The 17660-nt window shown below is 73.4% G+C and carries 15 protein-coding genes; 6 read left to right on the top strand and 9 right to left on the bottom strand.

From position 1 onward, the window contains the following. Nucleotides 1-100: 100 nt before the first annotated feature. Nucleotides 101-961, bottom strand: a complete 861-nt coding sequence (locus tag ACRAKH_RS12145; RefSeq protein ID WP_380728105.1) for a LysR family transcriptional regulator ArgP — start codon at nucleotides 959-961, stop codon at nucleotides 101-103. A gap of 72 nt (nucleotides 962-1033) precedes the next feature. On the opposite strand from ACRAKH_RS12145, the gene ACRAKH_RS12150 reads away from it, so the two are divergent. Further along, nucleotides 1034-1909, top strand: a complete 876-nt coding sequence (locus tag ACRAKH_RS12150) for a LysE/ArgO family amino acid transporter (protein WP_447009966.1) — start codon at nucleotides 1034-1036, stop codon at nucleotides 1907-1909. Nucleotides 1910-1911: 2 nt separating this feature from the next. Here the strand turns inward: ACRAKH_RS12150 and ACRAKH_RS12155 are convergent, their stop codons facing one another. Further along, nucleotides 1912-2985, bottom strand: a complete 1074-nt coding sequence (locus ACRAKH_RS12155) for an epoxide hydrolase family protein (protein WP_380730355.1) — start codon at nucleotides 2983-2985, stop codon at nucleotides 1912-1914. A 104-nt stretch (nucleotides 2986-3089) separates the two neighbouring features. Here ACRAKH_RS12155 and ACRAKH_RS12160 point away from each other — a divergent pair, with 104 nt between their 5' ends. Together ACRAKH_RS12160 and ACRAKH_RS12165 are read left to right on the top strand one after the other, a co-directional pair. After that, entirely contained in the window at nucleotides 3090-3479 is a 390-nt protein-coding gene (locus ACRAKH_RS12160; protein WP_380730357.1) for an MmcQ/YjbR family DNA-binding protein, read from the top strand. 18 nt (nucleotides 3480-3497) lie between these two features. Beyond that, entirely contained in the window at nucleotides 3498-6941 is a 3444-nt protein-coding gene (locus ACRAKH_RS12165) for a hypothetical protein (protein WP_447009817.1), read from the top strand. Nucleotide 6942: 1 nt separating this feature from the next. On the opposite strand, the gene ACRAKH_RS12170 is transcribed toward ACRAKH_RS12165, so the two are convergent. Further along, nucleotides 6943-8139: a hypothetical protein gene (locus ACRAKH_RS12170; protein WP_380725681.1), complete on the bottom strand. Its 1197-nt coding sequence runs from the start codon at nucleotides 8137-8139 to the stop codon at nucleotides 6943-6945. Continuing rightward, nucleotides 8136-9647 (bottom strand): alkaline phosphatase D family protein, encoded by a 1512-nt coding sequence (locus ACRAKH_RS12175; protein ID WP_380725679.1) that lies wholly within the window; start codon nucleotides 9645-9647, stop codon nucleotides 8136-8138. The genes ACRAKH_RS12170 and ACRAKH_RS12175 overlap by 4 nt, the downstream gene beginning before the upstream one ends. Before the next feature lie 298 nt (nucleotides 9648-9945). Between ACRAKH_RS12175 and ACRAKH_RS12180 the strand changes: the two genes are divergently transcribed. After that, nucleotides 9946-10476: an AAA family ATPase gene (locus ACRAKH_RS12180; protein WP_447009818.1), complete on the top strand. Its 531-nt coding sequence runs from the start codon at nucleotides 9946-9948 to the stop codon at nucleotides 10474-10476. A gap of 75 nt (nucleotides 10477-10551) precedes the next feature. Here ACRAKH_RS12180 and galK read toward each other — a convergent pair whose 3' ends face one another. Next, nucleotides 10552-11673: a galactokinase gene (galK, locus tag ACRAKH_RS12185; protein WP_380725675.1), complete on the bottom strand. Its 1122-nt coding sequence runs from the start codon at nucleotides 11671-11673 to the stop codon at nucleotides 10552-10554. Beyond that, entirely contained in the window at nucleotides 11670-12671 is a 1002-nt protein-coding gene (locus ACRAKH_RS12190; protein WP_380725673.1) for a LacI family DNA-binding transcriptional regulator, read from the bottom strand. Before ACRAKH_RS12190 ends, galK begins: the two co-directional genes overlap by 4 nt. A 457-nt stretch (nucleotides 12672-13128) precedes the next feature. On the opposite strand from ACRAKH_RS12190, the gene ACRAKH_RS12195 reads away from it, so the two are divergent. Then, on the top strand, nucleotides 13129-14958 hold the full coding sequence (locus ACRAKH_RS12195; protein WP_380725671.1) for a DNA/RNA non-specific endonuclease: 1830 nt from the start codon (nucleotides 13129-13131) through the stop codon (nucleotides 14956-14958). Nucleotides 14959-14992: 34 nt separating this feature from the next. Here the strand turns inward: ACRAKH_RS12195 and ACRAKH_RS12200 are convergent, their stop codons facing one another. The 3 genes from ACRAKH_RS12200 to ACRAKH_RS12210 all read right to left on the bottom strand — a co-directional run bounded on the left by ACRAKH_RS12200 (nucleotide 14993) and on the right by ACRAKH_RS12210 (nucleotide 17036). Continuing rightward, nucleotides 14993-15355: a DUF3592 domain-containing protein gene (locus tag ACRAKH_RS12200; RefSeq protein ID WP_380725669.1), complete on the bottom strand. Its 363-nt coding sequence runs from the start codon at nucleotides 15353-15355 to the stop codon at nucleotides 14993-14995. Between the two features lie 74 nt (nucleotides 15356-15429). Further along, nucleotides 15430-15801: a hypothetical protein gene (locus tag ACRAKH_RS12205; RefSeq protein WP_380725667.1), complete on the bottom strand. Its 372-nt coding sequence runs from the start codon at nucleotides 15799-15801 to the stop codon at nucleotides 15430-15432. Between the two features lie 32 nt (nucleotides 15802-15833). Next, the gene (locus ACRAKH_RS12210; RefSeq protein ID WP_380725665.1) at nucleotides 15834-17036 is read right to left on the bottom strand and encodes an FAD-dependent monooxygenase; all 1203 of its coding nucleotides are present in this window, start codon (nucleotides 17034-17036) and stop codon (nucleotides 15834-15836) included. 85 nt (nucleotides 17037-17121) lie between these two features. Here ACRAKH_RS12210 and ACRAKH_RS12215 point away from each other — a divergent pair, with 85 nt between their 5' ends. Then, the gene (locus ACRAKH_RS12215) at nucleotides 17122-17655 is read left to right on the top strand and encodes a TetR/AcrR family transcriptional regulator (RefSeq protein WP_380725663.1); all 534 of its coding nucleotides are present in this window, start codon (nucleotides 17122-17124) and stop codon (nucleotides 17653-17655) included. Nucleotides 17656-17660 lie beyond the last annotated feature (5 nt).

A 17660-nucleotide genomic window follows, 5' to 3' on the forward strand; every position in this document is an offset into this window, starting at 1 on the left:
CGACCGGCGAACCGCGCGCGCCTTGACCAGTGCGGGTGAGGGCGGCTCGCGCGCGTCGTCGGCGCAGATCGTCGGCGTGTTTCCTCGGCGTGGTTCGTCGTCAGTGCAGTTCGGCCGCCGCGGCGCGGAAGACGGCGTCGGCGACGCGGGCCAGCGGCGGCGAGTCGAGCTTCCACTGCTGCCAGTGCAGCAGCACGTCGACCGGCCGGTCGGGCGCGAGGTGGACGAGCCTGCGGTGGGCGGCGATCTGGTGCTCGGTGAGCAGCGCCCAGCCCGCGCCCGCGACGACGGCGTCCTCGAACACGTGCCCGTCGGGCAGGTGGTGGCGGTGGGCGGAGGCGTTGTGGCCGGTCAGCTCGCGGCAGAACCGGTCCTGCAGGTCGTCCTTGTCGTCGAACACGATCACCGGTGCGTCGTGCAGCGGCTGCCCGTCCGCGAGCCAGCGCCGCGCGAACCGCTTCGTGGCGACGGCGTGGTAGCGGATGCTCCCGAGTGGACGGACGACGCAACCCTGCACCGGGCGCGGCGATGACGTGACCGCGCCGACGACGACGCCCTGGCGGAGGAGTTCGGCGGTGTGGTCCTGGTCGTCGCGCCGCACGGTCAGCACCAGGCCCTCGTCGGTGGCGAGTTCCCTGACGACGCGGCGGAACCAGGTGGCGAGCGAGTCGGCGTTGACCGCGACCGGGATGGGGGTCGGGTCCTCGACCAGGCCGAGGGCTTCGCGGGCGTCGCGGTCCAGCAACGCCTGCTGCCGCCCGTAGCGGGCGATCACCTCGCCGGACTCGGTGAGCCGCGCGGGCTTCGACCGCACGAGCAGGACGCGGCCGGTGCGCTGTTCGAGCAGCTTGATCCGTTGGCTGACGGCGGACGGTGTGACGTGCAGTGCTTTCGCGGCGGCGTCGAACGTGCCCTCGTCCACGACGGCCAGGAGGGTGCGCACGCACTCCGGATCGAGCATCACAGCTGCTAATGATACGTAAGAAAGCGTAGCTGGCCTTATCGGCGCCGGGTTCCTACGGTCGGTGGCGTGATGTACGCGCTGCTCGCCGGGCTCGGCACCGGACTGTCCCTCATCGTCGTCATCGGCGCGCAGAACGCCTTGGTGCTGCGGCAAGGCGTGCTGCGGCAGCACGTGCCCGCGATCGTGGCCATCTGCGCGGGTTCGGACGCGGTGCTGATCGCGCTCGGCGTGGGCGGGGCCGGGGCGACGCTGGCCGCCTGGCCGTCCGTGATGACGGTGGTGCGGTGGGTCGGCGCGGCCTTCCTGGTCGGCTACGGCGTGCTGGCAGCGCGGCGGGTGCTGCGGCCGGCGGCGTTGGCGCTCGACGCCACGCCGGACACCGCGGCTGCCACGGGCACGGCGGCCACGGCGGGTACCGCGGGCGGGGGTTCGTCGGTGGGCGTGGGTGCGGCGGGAACGGCGGGGTCGAGGGCGGCGGGAGCGCACGCGGCGGGCGGTTCCGCCGTGGTGGATACGGCCCCGGCGGCCCCGGCGGGCGGTGTCGCGGCGGCGGCCGGTGCGGACGGTGCGGGCGGGGCGGTGGCGGGAGCCGGTGCGGCGGGTCCGGTGGTGGCGGGCGCGGGCGGTCCGGCCGCTAGAGCGGCGGGCAAGGCGGGTGGGGGAGCGGGTGCGGCGGCGATCGTGACGTGCTTGGCGCTGACCTGGCTCAACCCGCACGTGTACCTGGACACCGTGCTGCTGCTCGGCACGGCGTCCACGAGCTTCGGCGGCGACCGGTGGTGGTTCGGTGCGGGGGCGATGGCGGGCAGCGTGTTGTGGTTCACCGCGCTCGGGTTCGGCGCGCGGTGGTTGTCGGGCACCTTCGCCCGGCCCTCGGCGTGGCGGGTGCTGGACGCGGCGGTCGCCGTGGTGGTCACGGCGACCGGCGTCTCCCTCGTCGTGTAGCGCTACGAGCGGCCCGCGAAGAACTTCCGGAGGTCGCCGACGAACAGGTCGGGCGTCTCCAGCGCGGCGAAGTGGCCGCCCCGGTCGAACTCGCTCCAGTGCTCGACCCGGTAGCGCAGTTCCGCCAACGGCCGCACGGACAGCACGATGTCGTGCGCGAACACGGCCACGCCGAGCGGCGCGGGGCAGTCGTTCCCGACGATGCCCGTCTCGCGTGCCAGCCTCGCCGACGAGCCGGCCGTGCCGGTGAGCCAGTACAGCATCACGTTGGTGAGGACGCGGTCGACGTCGATCTCGCAGTCGGGGTCGACCCACTCGGCGAACTTCTCCGCGTTCCACGCCAGCTGGCCGACCGGCGAGTCCGTCAACGCGTAGGCGACGGTCTGCGGCCGGGTCGCGTGCACCACCTGGTAGCCGGGGCGGCTCCGGATCATGGCCCTGATCTTCACCAGCCGTCGTTCGTCCTCTTCGGACAGTGCGACGCCGTCCACGGGTGGCGTGGGCAGGTAGTTCACGTGCACGGCCACGACGTGCTCGGGCACGGCGGCGGCCACGGCCCTGGCGATGCCGGAGCCCCAGTCGCCGCCCTGCGTGCCGTAGCGGTCGTAGCCGAGGCGGCGCATCAGCTCGGCGAACGCCCGCGCCACGCGGTGGACGTCCCAACCGCGCGACGTCGTGGGTCCGGACAGCCCGAAGCCGGGGATCGACGGGACGACCAGGTGGAAGTCCCGTGACAGCGGCTCGACGACGTCCAGGAACTCGACCACGGACCCCGGCCAGCCGTGGACCAGCACGAGCGGCAGGGCGTCCGGGTTCGCCGACCGGACGTGGAGGAAGTGCACGCGCTGGCCGTCGATCGCGGTGGTGAACTGCGGCAGGGCGTTCAGCTCGGCCTCGTGCCGCCGCCAGTCGTAGGCGTGGAGCCAGTGGTCGGCCAGCTCGCGGACGCGGGCGAGCGGGAAGCCGTAGTCGAGGCCCGCGTCGGGCAGCTCGTCGGGCCACCGGGTGCGGGCGAGCCGGTCGCGCAGGTCGTCCAGGTCGGCTTGCGGGACGTCGAGGGTGAAGGGCGTGATCATGGCGGGCTCCCTGGATGTTGGTGACGCCAACGATACTTGAGAACGTTGGTGACGCCAACGATTAATCGGGCGCGCTGTCGGACCCCCGGTCTACCGTTTGCGGCATGGCCACCTGGGACGACGTGCACCGCATCGCCACCGCGCTGCCCGAGGTCACCGAGCGCGAGTCCGGCGAGGGGCTGATCAGCTGGCGGGTGAAGGACAAGGCGTTCGCCTGGGACCGGCCGCTGCGCAAGGCCGACCTGGCCGCCCTCGGCGCCGCCGCGCCGGACGGTCCCGTGCTCGCCGCGAGCGTGCCGGACCTCGGGGCGAAGGAGGCGCTGCTCGCCGACGACCCGGCCGTCTACTTCACCACCCCGCACTTCGACGGGTACGCGGCGATCCTGGTCCGCCTGGCGGAGATCGACACCGCCGAGCTGACCGAGCTGCTGACCGAGGCGTGGCTGTGCCGCGCGCCGAAACGTCTCGCGAAGCGGCACGAGGACGATCACTGACCCGTAGGCTGCCGGCTGATGAGATCACCGGGACTGCTGCCGACCGTCGCGGCCACCCTGCTGGTCATCCTCATCGGCCTGCTGACGAACCTCGTCACCGACGACGACCCGCCGGCCTGGGGGTGGCCGGTGTGGGGCTGCGTCGCGCTGGGCCTCGTCGTGGTCGAGACCGGCCGTCACCTCGGCTCCCGGCGCGGCGCGTCCGCCAACCCGGAGCCGTCCGCGCGCGACCGGTCGCGCGCGCTGGCCCGCGTGCGCAAGCACGTCGACACGTCGTTGCGGCAGGCGTTGGGCGACGTCGAGACCTTGACGCTCGTCGTCCGCACCGACGAGGGCGACGTGACGGCGACCGCCGCCTACGACCGCGACGAGTCGCTGGCGCTGCTCGGCGCGGCCGGGTCCGGCAAGAGCACTGAGCTGCTGCGGCTGGCCGGAGCGCTGGTCGACCGGGCCGAACGGGACGCCGACGAGCCGATCCCGGTCGTGCTGTCCCTGGCCGGCTGGGGCGTGAGCCGCCGGTCCGGGCTCGCCGACGTGCTGCGCCCGCGCTCCCGGCGGCGCGAGGAGCCACCGGAGGCGTTGCCGGACTGGCTGGTCGGGCAGATGAGCGCCCGGTACGGCGTCGTCCCGCAGATCGCCCGCGCCTGGCTCGCCAACCGGAAGCTCGCGCTGCTGCTCGACGGCCTGGACGAGGTCCGGCCGGACCTGCGGGACCGGTGCGCGCGGGCCATCGACGAGCTGGTCGCCGACCTGGCCCAGCCGCCGATGGCGGTGGCCTGCCGGACCGCCGACTACCCGGGCCTGCGGCTGCGGACGACCGCGACGATGGTGCCGCTCAGCGCCGAGCAGGTCGCACGGCACCTCGCCGGCGTGCCCGCCCACCTGCGCGAGCTCGTGGACGGCCCGCTGTGGCTGCGGGTGGTGAAGACCCTGCCCGACCCGGCCCGCGTCGAACCGCGTCGGCTCCTCGACGCCTACCTCGCCGAACTGCTCGACCGGCGCGGCGGCGAGCACCGCACGCGGGTGGTGCGGCGGCTCGGCCTGCTGGCCCGGCACGGCGCGGACGGCGAGCGGATCGACCCGGACGGCGTGCTCGTGCCGTCCGCCGCGGTCGCCCTGCGCCGCTGGGTGGTCCCGCCGGCGGTGGCGGGGGCCGCGGTGACCGGGGTGGTCCTGCCGACCGCGCTGCGGTTCGGCGTGCTGTCGGGCGCGGCCGCCGCGGTGGTCGTGGTGTTCGCGACGTGGGCGTTGGGCGTCGGGCTCGGACCCGGCGTCGAGCCGTACCGGGTCGACGCGACGCGCGGCCGTCCGCTGCGCCGGCTCCTCGGCGCGGTCGCCGGGCTGGCGCTCGGCGCGGCGGTCGGCGTGCTGTGCGCCAACGCGGCGACCGCGATGGCCGCCCTGCCGCCGTTCGGGCGGGCGGTGGCGATCGGTGTCTCCGTCGGCCTCACCGCCGGGTCGCTGGTCGCGGCCGCGGACGGCAGGTTCAGCGGGCTCTTCCCGTGGGGCGTCGTGTCGGGCGTGGTCGTCGCGTGCGGCGTCACCGCTCTCGAATGGGGCACGGGCGTCGGTGACACGGGGTTCGACGCCGGGTTCGCGATCGGCGCGTTCGGCCTGGCGGCGTGCTTCGCGGCGACCGTGATGAGGAGCCTCTCGGACGAGGTGTCGCGCGGTGTCGCGGGATGGCTGACCGCGTGGCCCGCGCTGTGCACCGCCGCGCTCGCGCCGCTCGCGGTGGCCGCCGCACACCTGGCCGGTGTGCCGCTCGGCGCCGCACCCGACGCGCCGCTCGGCGCCGCGCCCGGCGCGCCCGTGGCCGGCCTGGTCTCGGGCATGGTGTTCGGCCTCGGCCTGGTCGTGCTCCTCGGCGTGGTGCTCGGGCTGTGGCTCAAGTACCTGGTCCGGCGCCTGGAACCGGCGTGGGCCGGGCTGCTGCCGTGGCGGCTGCGCCGGTTCCTGCGCGACAGCGCCCGCCGCGGCCTGGTCGTCGCGCTGGACGGCGACTTCCGCTTCCTGCACGGCGTGCTGCGCGACCACTTCCGGCGGATCGACCCGCTCGACGGCCGCCCGCCGCCCGAGCCCGGCTCCGCCGGCGCCGATCCCGACGACCGGCGCCGCCGCGACCTGCTGGCCCGCGTCCGCGAGGGTTTGCGCGGCGCGGAGCCGGACGTCCTGTTCCCGGTGCGGCTGGTCAGCGGGGACGCCCGGACGACCAGCGCGCACGACGCGTTCCTGGCCGCCGGTTCCGCGCTGCTGATCGTCGGCAAGCCCGGCTCCGGCACGTCCACGTTGCTGCGCGACCTGGCCGGGGCGCTCCTCGCCGCCGCCGAGGCGGACCCGGACGAGCCGGTGCCGGTGCTCCTCGACCTGCCCGCCGAGCCCGTGCGCGGCACGGCGGACGTCGTCCGGCCGTTCACCGGGTGGCTGCTGTCGGCGCTCGCCGAGCGGTACGGCGTCGAGCCCGGCACGGCGCTGCGGTGGCTGGCCGACCACCGGCTGGTGCTGCTGTTCGACCGCGTCGACCGGACCGCCCGCTGGACCCCGGCGATGCTGGAGGAGTTCCTGGACGCCTACGGCCACCCGCCGGTCGCGGTCGCCGGCCGGGACGTCCGGTTCCACCGGCCGGCGTCGCTGCGGGTCGCGGAGGTCGAACTGGCGCGCGGCACGATCCCCTCGGCGTTGAGCCGGGAGGCCACCGTGGGGATGATGCTGCGGATGGAGCGCACCGGCTCGGTCGAGTCCTATGTGGAGGAACGGCTCGCCGGGCTGCCCGCGCGGGCGCGGCGGTGGCTCGCCGTCCTGGACGGCATGGAGAAGGAGCTGCCGCTCCCCGTCCGCGCCACCGTGAACCGGGCCGTGCTGGTGCCGGCGCTCGCGGTGGCGGTCGGGGCGCTGCCGGGCCTGCCCCCGCTCGCCGGTGTCGGCGTCGCGGTCCTCCTCGGCCTGCTGACGCGCACCCCCGTGCCGCTTCCGTGGCCGCGACGGCTCGGCGGCGTGGCCGTCGGGGCGCTGTTGGGCGCGGTGCTCGCGGCGCCGTTGCTCCTCACCGCGCCGGACCCGTCCGGCTGGGCGGTGCCGTTCGCGCTGAGCGCGTGGTGCGTCATCGGGTGGGTGGAGCTGCCGCGCCTCGCGGTGTGGGCCGCGCTCGTGGCCGCCGCCGGGGCGTACCTGGTGCTGGTCTGGGACGGCTTCGCCTGGTGGACGGTGGCGCACGTGGGCGCGGGCGCCGTCACCGGCCTGGTGGTGTCCGCGCTGCTCGAAGAGGTGCTGGGCGGGTGGCAGCGCCACGTGCTGGCGTGGTGCGGGCTGCTGCCGTGGCGGCTCGGGCCGTTCCTCGCGGAGGTGGTGGACCGGGGTCTGGTCGGCCGCACCGACCACGGGTACCGGATCGAGGACCCGTTCGTGGCCGACGCGGTCGCGGCGCGCCCCGACCCCGGGGATCGGGACGCGCCGCGCGCGTGACTCACCAGGTGCTGTTGACCAGCCCGGTGCCGAGGTAGACCTGGTCGAACCCGTTGCCGTCGTTGTCGTCGGTGTAGGCGATGGTGATCCGACCCCACGGGTCGACGCCCAGCGCCGGCTCGTCCTGCCTGCCCGTCGCGGTCGAGACGGTCGGCTGGCGCGGCAGCCTGCCCGCGACCGTGCCGTCCGGGTTGAGGCCCTGCGTGTGCACGTCCGCCGCCTCGGCCCACGTCACCGCGACGTTGAGCTGGTCGTCGATGCCGACCTGCGGGTCCGTGCCGGGCAGGACCGTGTCCGCCGGCGTGCGGGCCGCGCCGGTCGCGGCGAACGACCGCACGCCCACCTGCGCCGTGCCGGTGTGGTCGGTCTCCCAGGCCACGACGTGGTCGCCGTTGAAGTTCGCCGCCACCGCGGGCCGCCGCTGCTGGCCGTCACCGCTCGCGTTGACCGGCGCCTGCGCCACCTTCACGCCACCGGACGGGGTGAGGATCTTGCGGCCGATGTTGAAGAACCCGTTGCCGTCGCCGTCCTCGTCCCACACGACGATCGCGTTGCCCGCCGCGCCCATCGCCACGTCCGGCCGCTGGTGCGTGCCGCCGGCCGTGTTGACCTGCGCCTCGTACGTCTTCGACGTCACCGACGCGAACCCGGCGATCCGCACGGTCGGGTTGGTGGTGGTCTGCTTGTCCTCCCACACCACCGCGAAACCGGACGTGTCGGGGTCGGCCGCGACGGCCGGGTTGAGCTGCTGGCCGTCGGTGTTCGCGTTGGCCCGCGCCGACCCGGTGACCGTGCCGGTCGTGCCCAGCTCCCGCACCTGGACGTTGTAGAAGCCGTTGCCGTCGCCGTCGTCGGCCCACACGACGACCGCGGTGCCGTTGTCGCGCACCGCCACGTCCGGCTGCACGTGCCGCCAGTTGCCGGTGCCGCCCGTGGACAGCTTCTGCTCGTAGCGGGACACGCCGTCCTTGAACAGGCGCACCCACACGTCGCTGTGCACCGGGTCGGTCGGCGTCGCGTCGTCGCGGTCGTCCTCCCACACCACGGCGGTCCAGCCGTTGCGCGCGGCCGACACGGCGGCGTTGTCCTGGTCGCCGGTGGCGGTGCTGTTCGCCGCGGCCCACGTCGCCGCCGCCGACGCGGTGCCGGTGACCAGCAGCATCAGGGCCGCGGTCGTGGTGATCATCAGCTTCTTCATGGCGCCTGCAATCCCGGGTTGCCCGCCTGGACGACGTAGCTCTGCAAGGTCCGGACCGGGTAGTCGCGCGTGGTGACCCGGTCGAGGAAGCGGAAGTCCACGTTCATCTGGGTGGGGGTGGTGACGGTGCGGACGTAGCCGCGCAGGTTCTTGTAGAACTTCACGTGCGGGTTGAGGCTCGACAGGCCGGTGTCCGTGGCGCTGCCGTCGCCGCCCGACGTCACCGACGTGGTCACGAGTTCCGTGCCGATGATCCGGTCCTGCGTGGTGTAGTTCGCCATCAGGTTGCTCGCCCACGACCGGTGCACGTCACCCGTCAGCACGACGGTGTTGCGCAGGCCCGCCGCGTCCCAGCCGCGCTGCAACCGGCCCCGGTTGGCGCTGTAGCCGTCCCACGAGTCCATGGACTTCGCGCCGTCGGCGGACGCGAGCTTCTGCGCGAAGAACACCTGCTGCCCCAGGAAGTCCCAGGTGCCGAGCTTCTGGCGCATGCCGTCGAGCAGCCACGCCTCCTGCGTCGCGCCGGTCAGCGTGCGGGCCGGGTCGTCGGCCTCCGGGCACACCCTGGTGCCGTCACCGCACGCCTGGTCGTCGCGGTACTGGCGGGTGTCGAGCATGTGGAACGTGGCCAGGCTGCCCCACCGGACCCGGCGGTACAGCTGCATGTTCTCCGCCACCGGGGCCTGCGCCGGGCGCAGCGGCATGTGCTCGTAGTACGCCTTGTACGCCGCCGCGCGCCGTGCCTTGAAGTCACCCGCGGGGGACGTGTTGGCGCGCACCAGGTTCGCGTAGTTGTTCTCCACCTCGTGGTCGTCCCACACGACGAGCCACGGCGCGGCGGCGTGCGCGGCCTGGAGGTCCACGTCCGTCTTGTACTGCGCGTGCCGCACGCGGTAGTCGGCGAGGTTCGAGATCTCCACCGCCGGCGCGTGCTTGCGGATCGCGGTGGTCGACGCCGCGCCCTCGTAGATGTAGTCGCCCAGGTGCAGGATCAGGTGCGGGTTCTCCTCGGCCATCCGCCGGTAGGCGGTGAAGTACCCGGCCTCGAAGTGGGAGCACGACGTGAACAGCATGGTCAGCGCCGGGCTGGTGCCGACGGCGGGCGCGGTGACGCCGCGGCCGACGGGGGAGATGTGGCCGGCGGCGCGGAACCGGTAGAAGTACTCGCGGCCGGCCTGGAGGCCGGTGACCTCGACGTGCACGCTGTGCGCCCACGACTGCGCGGCGGTCGCCGTGCCGCTGCGCACGACCTGCGTGAACCGCTGGTCCGTCGCGACCTGCCACTCCACCGCCACGGAGGCGCTGGACATGCCGCCGAGGCCGTCGGCGTTGAGCGGGCTGGGCGCGAGGCGCGTCCAGATCACGAAACCGTCCGCGGCGGGCTCGCCGGAGGCGACGCCGAGCGTGAACGGGTAGGAGAGGGCGTTCGCGGTGGTGGGTGCGAGGAGCGTCGCACCGGCGCCGGCGATGCCGCCGGCGATGAGCGTTCGGCGGTTCAGTGGGGACATCGGCTCTCCTTCGGTGCAGGGCCGGGGAAGAACACGGTGGGGCGGGATGCGTTCCGGTACTGGGTACACCCCGAAGGTGATCAACGGCCATCCCCGACGTGTACGCCGGGTGGAACGCGAGGGACCGCGGCGGCGCGGCACGACGGGAACCCGCAGCGCCGGTTCCGACCGCGTGCCTGGTGAACGCCTGTCCAACTAGAGGATCTATTGGTTACCTAAGAACCTGAGGAATGGGTCCGACCCGCGTCGATCGGGGATTTCCATGGCGAGAGCGCCCCGTCCCGCCCTACCGTCGGATGTGATCATCTGGCTCAACGGCACGTTCGGCGCCGGCAAGACCACCACCGCCCGCGAGCTGACCGGCCTCGTGCCCAGCGCGCGCGTCTTCGACTCCGAGCACGTCGGCTACCTGCTGCGGCACGTGCTCACCGAACCGGTCGAGAACTTCCAGGACTGGCCGCCGTGGCGGTCGCTGGTGGTGCACACGGCGGTCGAGACGCTGCGGTACGTCGGCGGCGCGCTCGTCATCCCGCAGACCGTGCTCACCGAGGCGTACTACCGCGAGATCGACGCCGGGCTGCGCGCCGCGGGGCTGGACGTCCGGCACTTCGTGCTGCACGCCCGGGAGGACGTGCTGGTCGGGCGCATCGAGGCCGACCGCGACGACCCCGGCGCGCGCCAGTGGCGACTGGACCACGTGGAGCGCTACCGGGCCGCCGTGCCGTGGCTGCACGCCGCCGCCGAGGTCGTCGACACCACAGACGTGCCCGCCGCCGAGGTCGCGCGGACGATCGCGCACCGGTGCGGACTGGCAACCGACCGGGCATGACCCCGGCCCGCGAACGTCGGCGAGCGTGGTGCAGGCCCGCGAGGCGTCGGCGTCGCGGGCCGGTGGACGTCCCCGCTAGGCGGTCGCCGTGGGCACGCGGTCCGCGCGCCGCGCGCCGGGCGCCGCGGTCGCGGTCCAGCAGTCGGGTGCGGTGAAGCGGTGGTCGGCGAACGCCGCGCGCACCGCCTCCGTGCACGCGTCCACCGCGGACTCCTCCACCAGCGAGATCACGCACCCGCCGAACCCGCCGCCGGTCATCCGCGCACCGAGGGCGCCCGCCGCGACCAGCGCGTCCACCGCCACGTCCAGCTCCGGCACGGTCACCTCGTAGTCGTCCCGCAGCGACGCGTGCGACGCCGTCAGCAGCGGCCCGAGCTCGCGCGTCCGCCGGGCGCGCAGCAGGTCCGCCGCGTCCAGCACCCGCTGGTTCTCCGTCACCACGTGCCGCACCCGCCGCGCGAGCCGCTCCGGCAGGTCGCGCACGACCCCGTCCAGGTCCGCCTGGTCCACGTCGCGCAGCGCGGGCACGTCCAGCTGCTCCGCCGCCCGCCGGCAGTCGCGCTGCCGCGCCGCGTACTCGCCGTCCACCAGCCGGTGCGGCGCCTTCGTGTCCACGACCAGCAGCGCCAGCCCGGACGCGGCCGGGTCGAACGGGATGTGCTCGATCTCCGACGTGCGCGTGTCGAGCAGCAACGCGTGCCGCTCGCGGGCCAGCAGGGACGCCGACTGGTCCATGATCCCGCACGGCATGCCGACGAACTCGTTCTCCGCCCGCCGCGCGATCCGGGCCAGCTCCCGGCGGTCGAGGTCCACACCGGACAGTTCCGTCACGGCCAGCGCGGTCGCGCTCTCCAGCGCCGCCGACGACGACAGGCCCGCGCCCAGCGGCACGTTGCCGTCCACCAGCAGCCCGAACCCGCCGACCGGGTGGCCCTCCTCGCGCAGCACCCACACCACGCCCGCGACGTACGCGGCCCAGCCGGTCACCACGCCCGGCGCGAGGTCCGCCACGCGCAGCTCGGCCACGCCGTGCGCCTGCCGCGACGCCACCCGCAGCACGCCGTCGTCCCGCCGCGCCGCGGTCACCCGGACCGTGTGCGGCAACGCGATCGGCAGCACGAAACCGTCGTTGTAGTCCGTGTGCTCGCCGATCAGGTTGATCCGGCCCGGCGCCTCGAAAACCCCGTCACGCGTCACGTGTTCCCCTTCGTGCTCTCCCGGACTGCCAACGAGAACGGCGTCCGCAGGTGCTCGGGCGGACGGCCCGGCGTCTCGACGCGCCGGCGCAGCAGGTCCACCGCGGCACGCGCGATCGCGGCCTTGTCCGGTGCGACGGTGGTCAGCGACGGCAGGCTGTAAGCGCCTTCCTCGGTGTTGTCGAACCCGACGACCGCCACGTCGGCGGGCACGCGGACGCCGCGTTCCGCCGCGGCGCGCATCGCGCCGATCGCCAACAGGTCGTTGAAGCAGAACACCGCGTCCGGCGGCTCGGCGACCGACAGCAGCCGCTCCATCGCCTCGGCGCCGTCCAACCGGTGGTAGTTCAACGCGGTCGCGACCAGCTCCTCGCGCAGCGGGAGACCCGCCTCCGCCAGCGCGAGCCGGTAGCCCTCCAGGCGTTGCGCGGCCGTGCCGCGGTTCGGGTGCGCGCCGATCGCCGCGATCCGGGTCCGGCCGAGGCCGACCAGGTGCGCCACGGCGGCGCGGGCCGCCTCGACGTTGTCGATGCCCACGTGGTCCATCGGCAGGTCCACCGAGTGCTCGCCGAGCGTCACCACCGGGATGCCCGGCGCCAGCTCGCCGAAGTCCGACGCCTGCAACGCCTCCGGGCTCACGATCGCGCCGTCGATCATGTGCGGGCCGAGCGACGCCAACGTGTCCCGCTCGCCCTCGCGGGTGCCGAGGGTCTGCTCGATCAGCACGTTCCAGTCGTGCTCCTGCGCCGCGCCGAGGACCAGCCCGGCCAGCTCCGCGAAGTACGGCACGACCAGTTCGGGCAGCACCAGGGCGACGAACCCGGTGCGGCCGCGGCGCAGGTTGCGCGCGCCGAGGTTCGGCCGGTAGCCGGTGGCGGCCAGCGCCTCCTCGACCCGGCGGCGGTTCTCGGGCTTCACGAACTCGTAGCCGTTGACGACGTTCGAGACGGTCTTCACCGAGACACCGGCCATCGCGGCGACGTCCTTGAGCGTGGCCAAGCGGAGCCTCCGGGGTCGGGTCTCGGTAACGACCGGGATGGTAGCCGGCATCCACCCCGCTTTACGACGTTGTATCGCCCAGGTGGGAACGGGAAGTGACTCACGTCACCGACGTCGCCACCCATTCGCGGGGCCGTCGTGCCTCGGGCGTCCATTGTGGTCACGCACTGTGCGGATCCTGTGTCGCAGCGTCAACGGACGCGTACTTGGACCTCCCCGACCGTACGCCGGTCGTCGTTCATGGGTGCGACCACGGGCTGGCGGTGACGCTGTGCGACCGCTCAGAGTTCAGCGGGTCGCCTATTGATGGTCAACTTTCCGTCGTGTCGGTGAGGTTGACTGCGTTTGGTGGTCAGCATTGAGCTGAACGGGTGAACGGCTCGGACGTGGGCTAACACCGGATCAGGTGACGTCGACAGCAAGGCCACCGGCGCGCGCACTTCAGGGGGTTGCGCTCATGGTCAAGAAGAAGAAGGACTTGCAGGCGTCACTGCGGAGGTTCGTGCGCACCAAGGGCGCCGATTACCTGCGTGACCCGAATGTGTCGTCCATCGGCATCGGCTACAAGGTCGCCGACGGCCGGCCGACCGACGAGATCGCCATCCAGTTCACCGTCCGGCGGAAGGCCGCGCCCGAGCAGCTGGGCGCGCTCGGCACCGCGCTGCTGCCCGAGGCGATCGAGGTCGACGGCGTCGCCGTGCCGACCGACGTGCTGCAACGCGACTACCGCGTCGACTTCCACGTGGTGGAGGAGACGGTCGGCAGCCCGCGCAAGACCCGCGTCGACCCGGTGGTGCCGGGCGTGAGCGTCGGGCACGTGCGCGTGTCGGCGGGCACGATCGGCTGCGTCGTGTACGACCGGGTCGACGGCACGCCGTACGTCCTGAGCAACTGGCACGTCCTGCACGGTCCGCAGGGCGCGCTGGGCGAGGACGTGGTGCAGCCCGGCGTGCACGACGACAACCGCACCGAACGCAACCGGCTGGGCCGGCTCGTCCGGTCGCACCTCGGCGCGGCGGGCGACTGCGCCATCGCCACCATCGAGGACCGCGGGTTCGCGCCGGAGATCCTCGACCTCGGCGTCGCCGTGGACGAGCTGGGGGAGCCCGAACTCGGCGACAAGGTCGTGAAGAGCGGGCGGACGACCGGCGTGACGCACGGCGTGGTCCGGCGCGTCGACACGCTGGTCAAGCTCGACTACGGGCCGGGCGTGGGGCAGCGGCAGATCGGCTGCTTCGAGATCGGGCCGGACCCGGCGCGGCCCGCCGCCGACGGCGAGATCAGCATGGGCGGCGACTCCGGCGCGGCGTGGGTGTTCAAGTCCGCCAACGGTCGCACCGCGCGGACCCTGGCGGGCCTGCACTTCGCGGGCGAGGCCGGTGACAGCCCGGACGAGCACGCGCTGGCGTGCCTGCCCGGCTCGGTGTTCGAGAAGCTCGGCATCACGGTCAGGCCGCCGCTGCGGCCCGAGGTGGCCGGGATCGGGGCCGGGTTCGACGAGAACTTCCTCGGCACGCCGGTGGGCGTGCCGGAGCTCGGTGACGCGGCACGCGCCGACGCGGTCGAGCTGAACGGGTCGACGGTGATCGACTACACGCACTTCTCGTTGGCGCAGAGCAAGTCCCGGCGGTTCGCGTTCTGGGTGGCGTGGAACATCGACGGCGGCGGGCTGAAGAAGCTCAACCGCAGCGGCATCCCGTTCCTGCTCGACCCGCGCGTCCCGGCGGAGTTCCAGGTCGGCGACGAGCTGTACCGGGACAACCGGCTCGACCGCGGGCACCTCGCCCGGCGCGCGGACCTGTTGTGGGGCACGAGGTCCGAGGCGGAGCGGGCCAACGAGGACTCGTTCTTCTTCACCAACATCACGCCCCAGATGGACGACTTCAACCAGAGCGCGCGGCGCGGGCTGTGGGGTCGGCTGGAGGACGCCGTGCTGGCCGACGTGGACGTCGACGACCTGCGCGTCAGCGTCTACGGGGGCCCGGTGTTCCGCTCCGACGACCGCGTGTTCCGCGGCGTGCGGCTGCCCCGCGAGTACTGGAAGGTCATCGCGTTCACGTCGGGCGGCGTGCTGAAGGCGCGGGCGTTCGTGCTGACGCAGAACCTGAACCAGCTGGAATCGCTGGAACTGGACGAGTTCCGCGTGTTCCAGGTGGCGTTGGGCGAGGTCGAGGAGCGGTGCGGCTTCACGTTCCCGGCGGCGTTGGCGTCGGCGGACACCCTGGTGCTGCCGGAGTCGGTGGAGGAGCGCAAGCCGTTGGAGGCGTTGACCGACATCCAGTGGTGACGTCAGCCCGGGCGTCGCTCGACCCGGGGTGGAGTCAGCGAGGACGGCGTTTGATCCGCACGACCCAGAACGCGCCGACGGCGATCAACGCCAGCCCGAGTCCGGGCCAGCGGTAGAGGTTGGGCCCGTCCTCCGGGAAGTGGACGACGCTCGGCTTCCGCGGCCGGTAGCGGACCTCCACCCGATCGCCCTCCCGGGGCCGGCGGGCGGACGGCTCCACGTCTCCGGTGACCTGCTTCCCCTGGGCGGTCGTGAACCGCACCGTCGACCGCCACTCGCCGTCGTCCGCCTGGCGCACCCTCACCACTTCGGCCTGGGCGGTGGGCAGGCGGCTCTCGGTGAGCGCGACCCAGCCGCCGATCCCGATCAGCATCACCCCGGACAAGATGAACAGCACAGCCCTCAACACCACGTTCCCCCACTGCCGCGCGTGCGATCACGGCAACCCTACCGAGCGTCACCCCCTGTGCTTCACCGGGAACGGCGGCGGCGTTCCACCAGCAGCCACACGCCGACCCCGACGGCCCCCAGGCCCATGACGGGGATGAAGATCAGGCCCGACTGGTTGTCGGTGTAGTCGATGAACTCCGGGTCGTGCAGGCTGTAGCGGACCTCCACCCGGTCTCCGGGCTGCGGGGACCGGGTGGACTGGGGGAGGTGCCGGGTGACCGGCACGCCGTCGACGGTGGTGAACTCCACCGTCGCCATCCGCTTGGTCTTGCTCACCTGGTGGACGGCGACGACCTCGGCCTCCGTGTCGACCAGGCCGTCGCTGCCGAGGCCGGAGAGGCCGACCAGCACGAACAGCAGACCGACCGCGATGAACGCGACAGCTCTGACCACCACGACCCCCCGTCGAGCGATGAAGCCGCAATCTACCCGACCAGCGTGTAGTCCTTGAGCGTCACGGAGTCGTGCAGCCGCACGCCGTTGCGGTTCATCCTGGCCAGCAACCGACCCCACGACGGCGGCAGGTGGCCGAACAGCCGCATCGCCTGCCGCATCGCCCACAGCTCGCGCGCGGTCGCCGGGATGAGGCGTTTCGCGGTGCCGATCGCGAACGCCCGGCTGCGCCGCACGTAGTCGCCGATCTCCGCCTCGTACGCGGGGAACGCGGTCGACGGGTCGCCGCCCGCCGCCGCCAGCTCGCCCGCCAGCACGTACGCGCCGACCACGGCGAGGCTGGTGCTGCCGCCCACCGCCGGACCCGGGCAGAAGCCCGCGTCGCCGACCAGCCCGACCCGGCCCCGCGTCCACGTGTTCAGCCGCAGCTGGGTGATCGAGTCGAAGTAGAACGCGCCGTCCATCCCCTCCAGCCACCGCGGCACCTCGCCGTCCATGCCCGCGAACGCCTCCCGCAGCAACTCCTTCTGCCGCGCCACGTCCCGGTGGTGGTAGTCGAGCGGACGCTCCGAGCGGAACAGGAACACCGCCCGCGCGTCCGGCAGGTGGTCGGCGCTGTAGATCGCCGCCATCCGGCCCACGTCGGAGTAGGCGACCGTGGTGTTCTCCAGGTTCATGTAGTTCGGCAGCGACAGCACGGCCAGGTACGCGCCGATGAACAGCTCCGGCACGTCGCCGAACACCAGCCGCCGCACGGTCGAGTGCAGCCCGTCCGCGCCGATCACCAGGTCGAACCGGCGAGGTTCGCCGCGCTCGAAGGTGACTTCGACGTCACCGCCCCCGTCGTCGGCGATGGACGTGATCGAGTCGCCGAACACGTATTCCACGTCGTCGCGCGTGGCTTCGAGGAACACCTCGGCGAGGTCGTCCCGCATGATCTCGACGTGCCGGTCGGACACCGCGCCGAACAGCCGGCCCAGGTCGACCTCGACGGGACGCCGCCCCTTGCTGTGCACCACCATCCGGTCGGTGCCGGTGGCCCGTTCCACGATCCCCGGCAGCACGCCCATGCGTTCCACGACGTCCATCGCGGGCCGGAACAGGTCGACCGCGTGCCCGCCGCTCTTGCGCGGCCCCGGCGCGCGTTCGACGACGGTGACCTCGAACCCGTACCTGGTGAGCCAGTACGCGAGCACCGGTCCGGCGACGCTCGCGCCGGAGATGAGAACCCCCATGACCACCCCTTTCTTACTTAACGGATGGTAAGTGGAGGAGTGCGGCCGCACAACGGGTTACTGACCAGTCGGTAAGCTGGGGTTCATGGCGAGAGGCTCCGACACGAAGGCACGCGCCCAGGCCGTGGCGCGCGAGCTGTTCCTCCGGCAGGGCGTGCGGCAGACCAGCCTCCAGGAGATCGCCGACCGGCTCGGGATCACCAAACCGGCGCTCTACTACCACTTCGCGTCACGCGAGGAGCTGGTGCGCAGCATCGTCCAACCGCTGATCGACGACGGCGACGCGTTCGTGGCCGAGCTGGAGTCCCGCCCGCCGCGAGGCCCCCGGCCGTTGCTGGAGGGCTACTTCGACTTCCACTTCAAGCACCGCGAGGTCGTCGCGCTCGTGGTGCGCGAGCTGGTGGCGCTGGCCGACCTCGGCCTGGTCGACCGCGTGCTGGACTGGCGGCTCCGGCTGGCGGCGCTGCTGGTCGGCGAGGACCCGTCGCTGGCCGACGCCACGCGTGCGACGGTGGCGCTGGGCGGGCTCGCCGACTGCGTCCTCGTGTTCGCCGACGAGCCCCTGGACGCCCTGCGCACGGCCGCCGTGGACGCCGCCTGCGCTGCCCTCGGCGCCTGACCGAC

The organism is Saccharothrix hoggarensis, assembly GCF_052936025.1.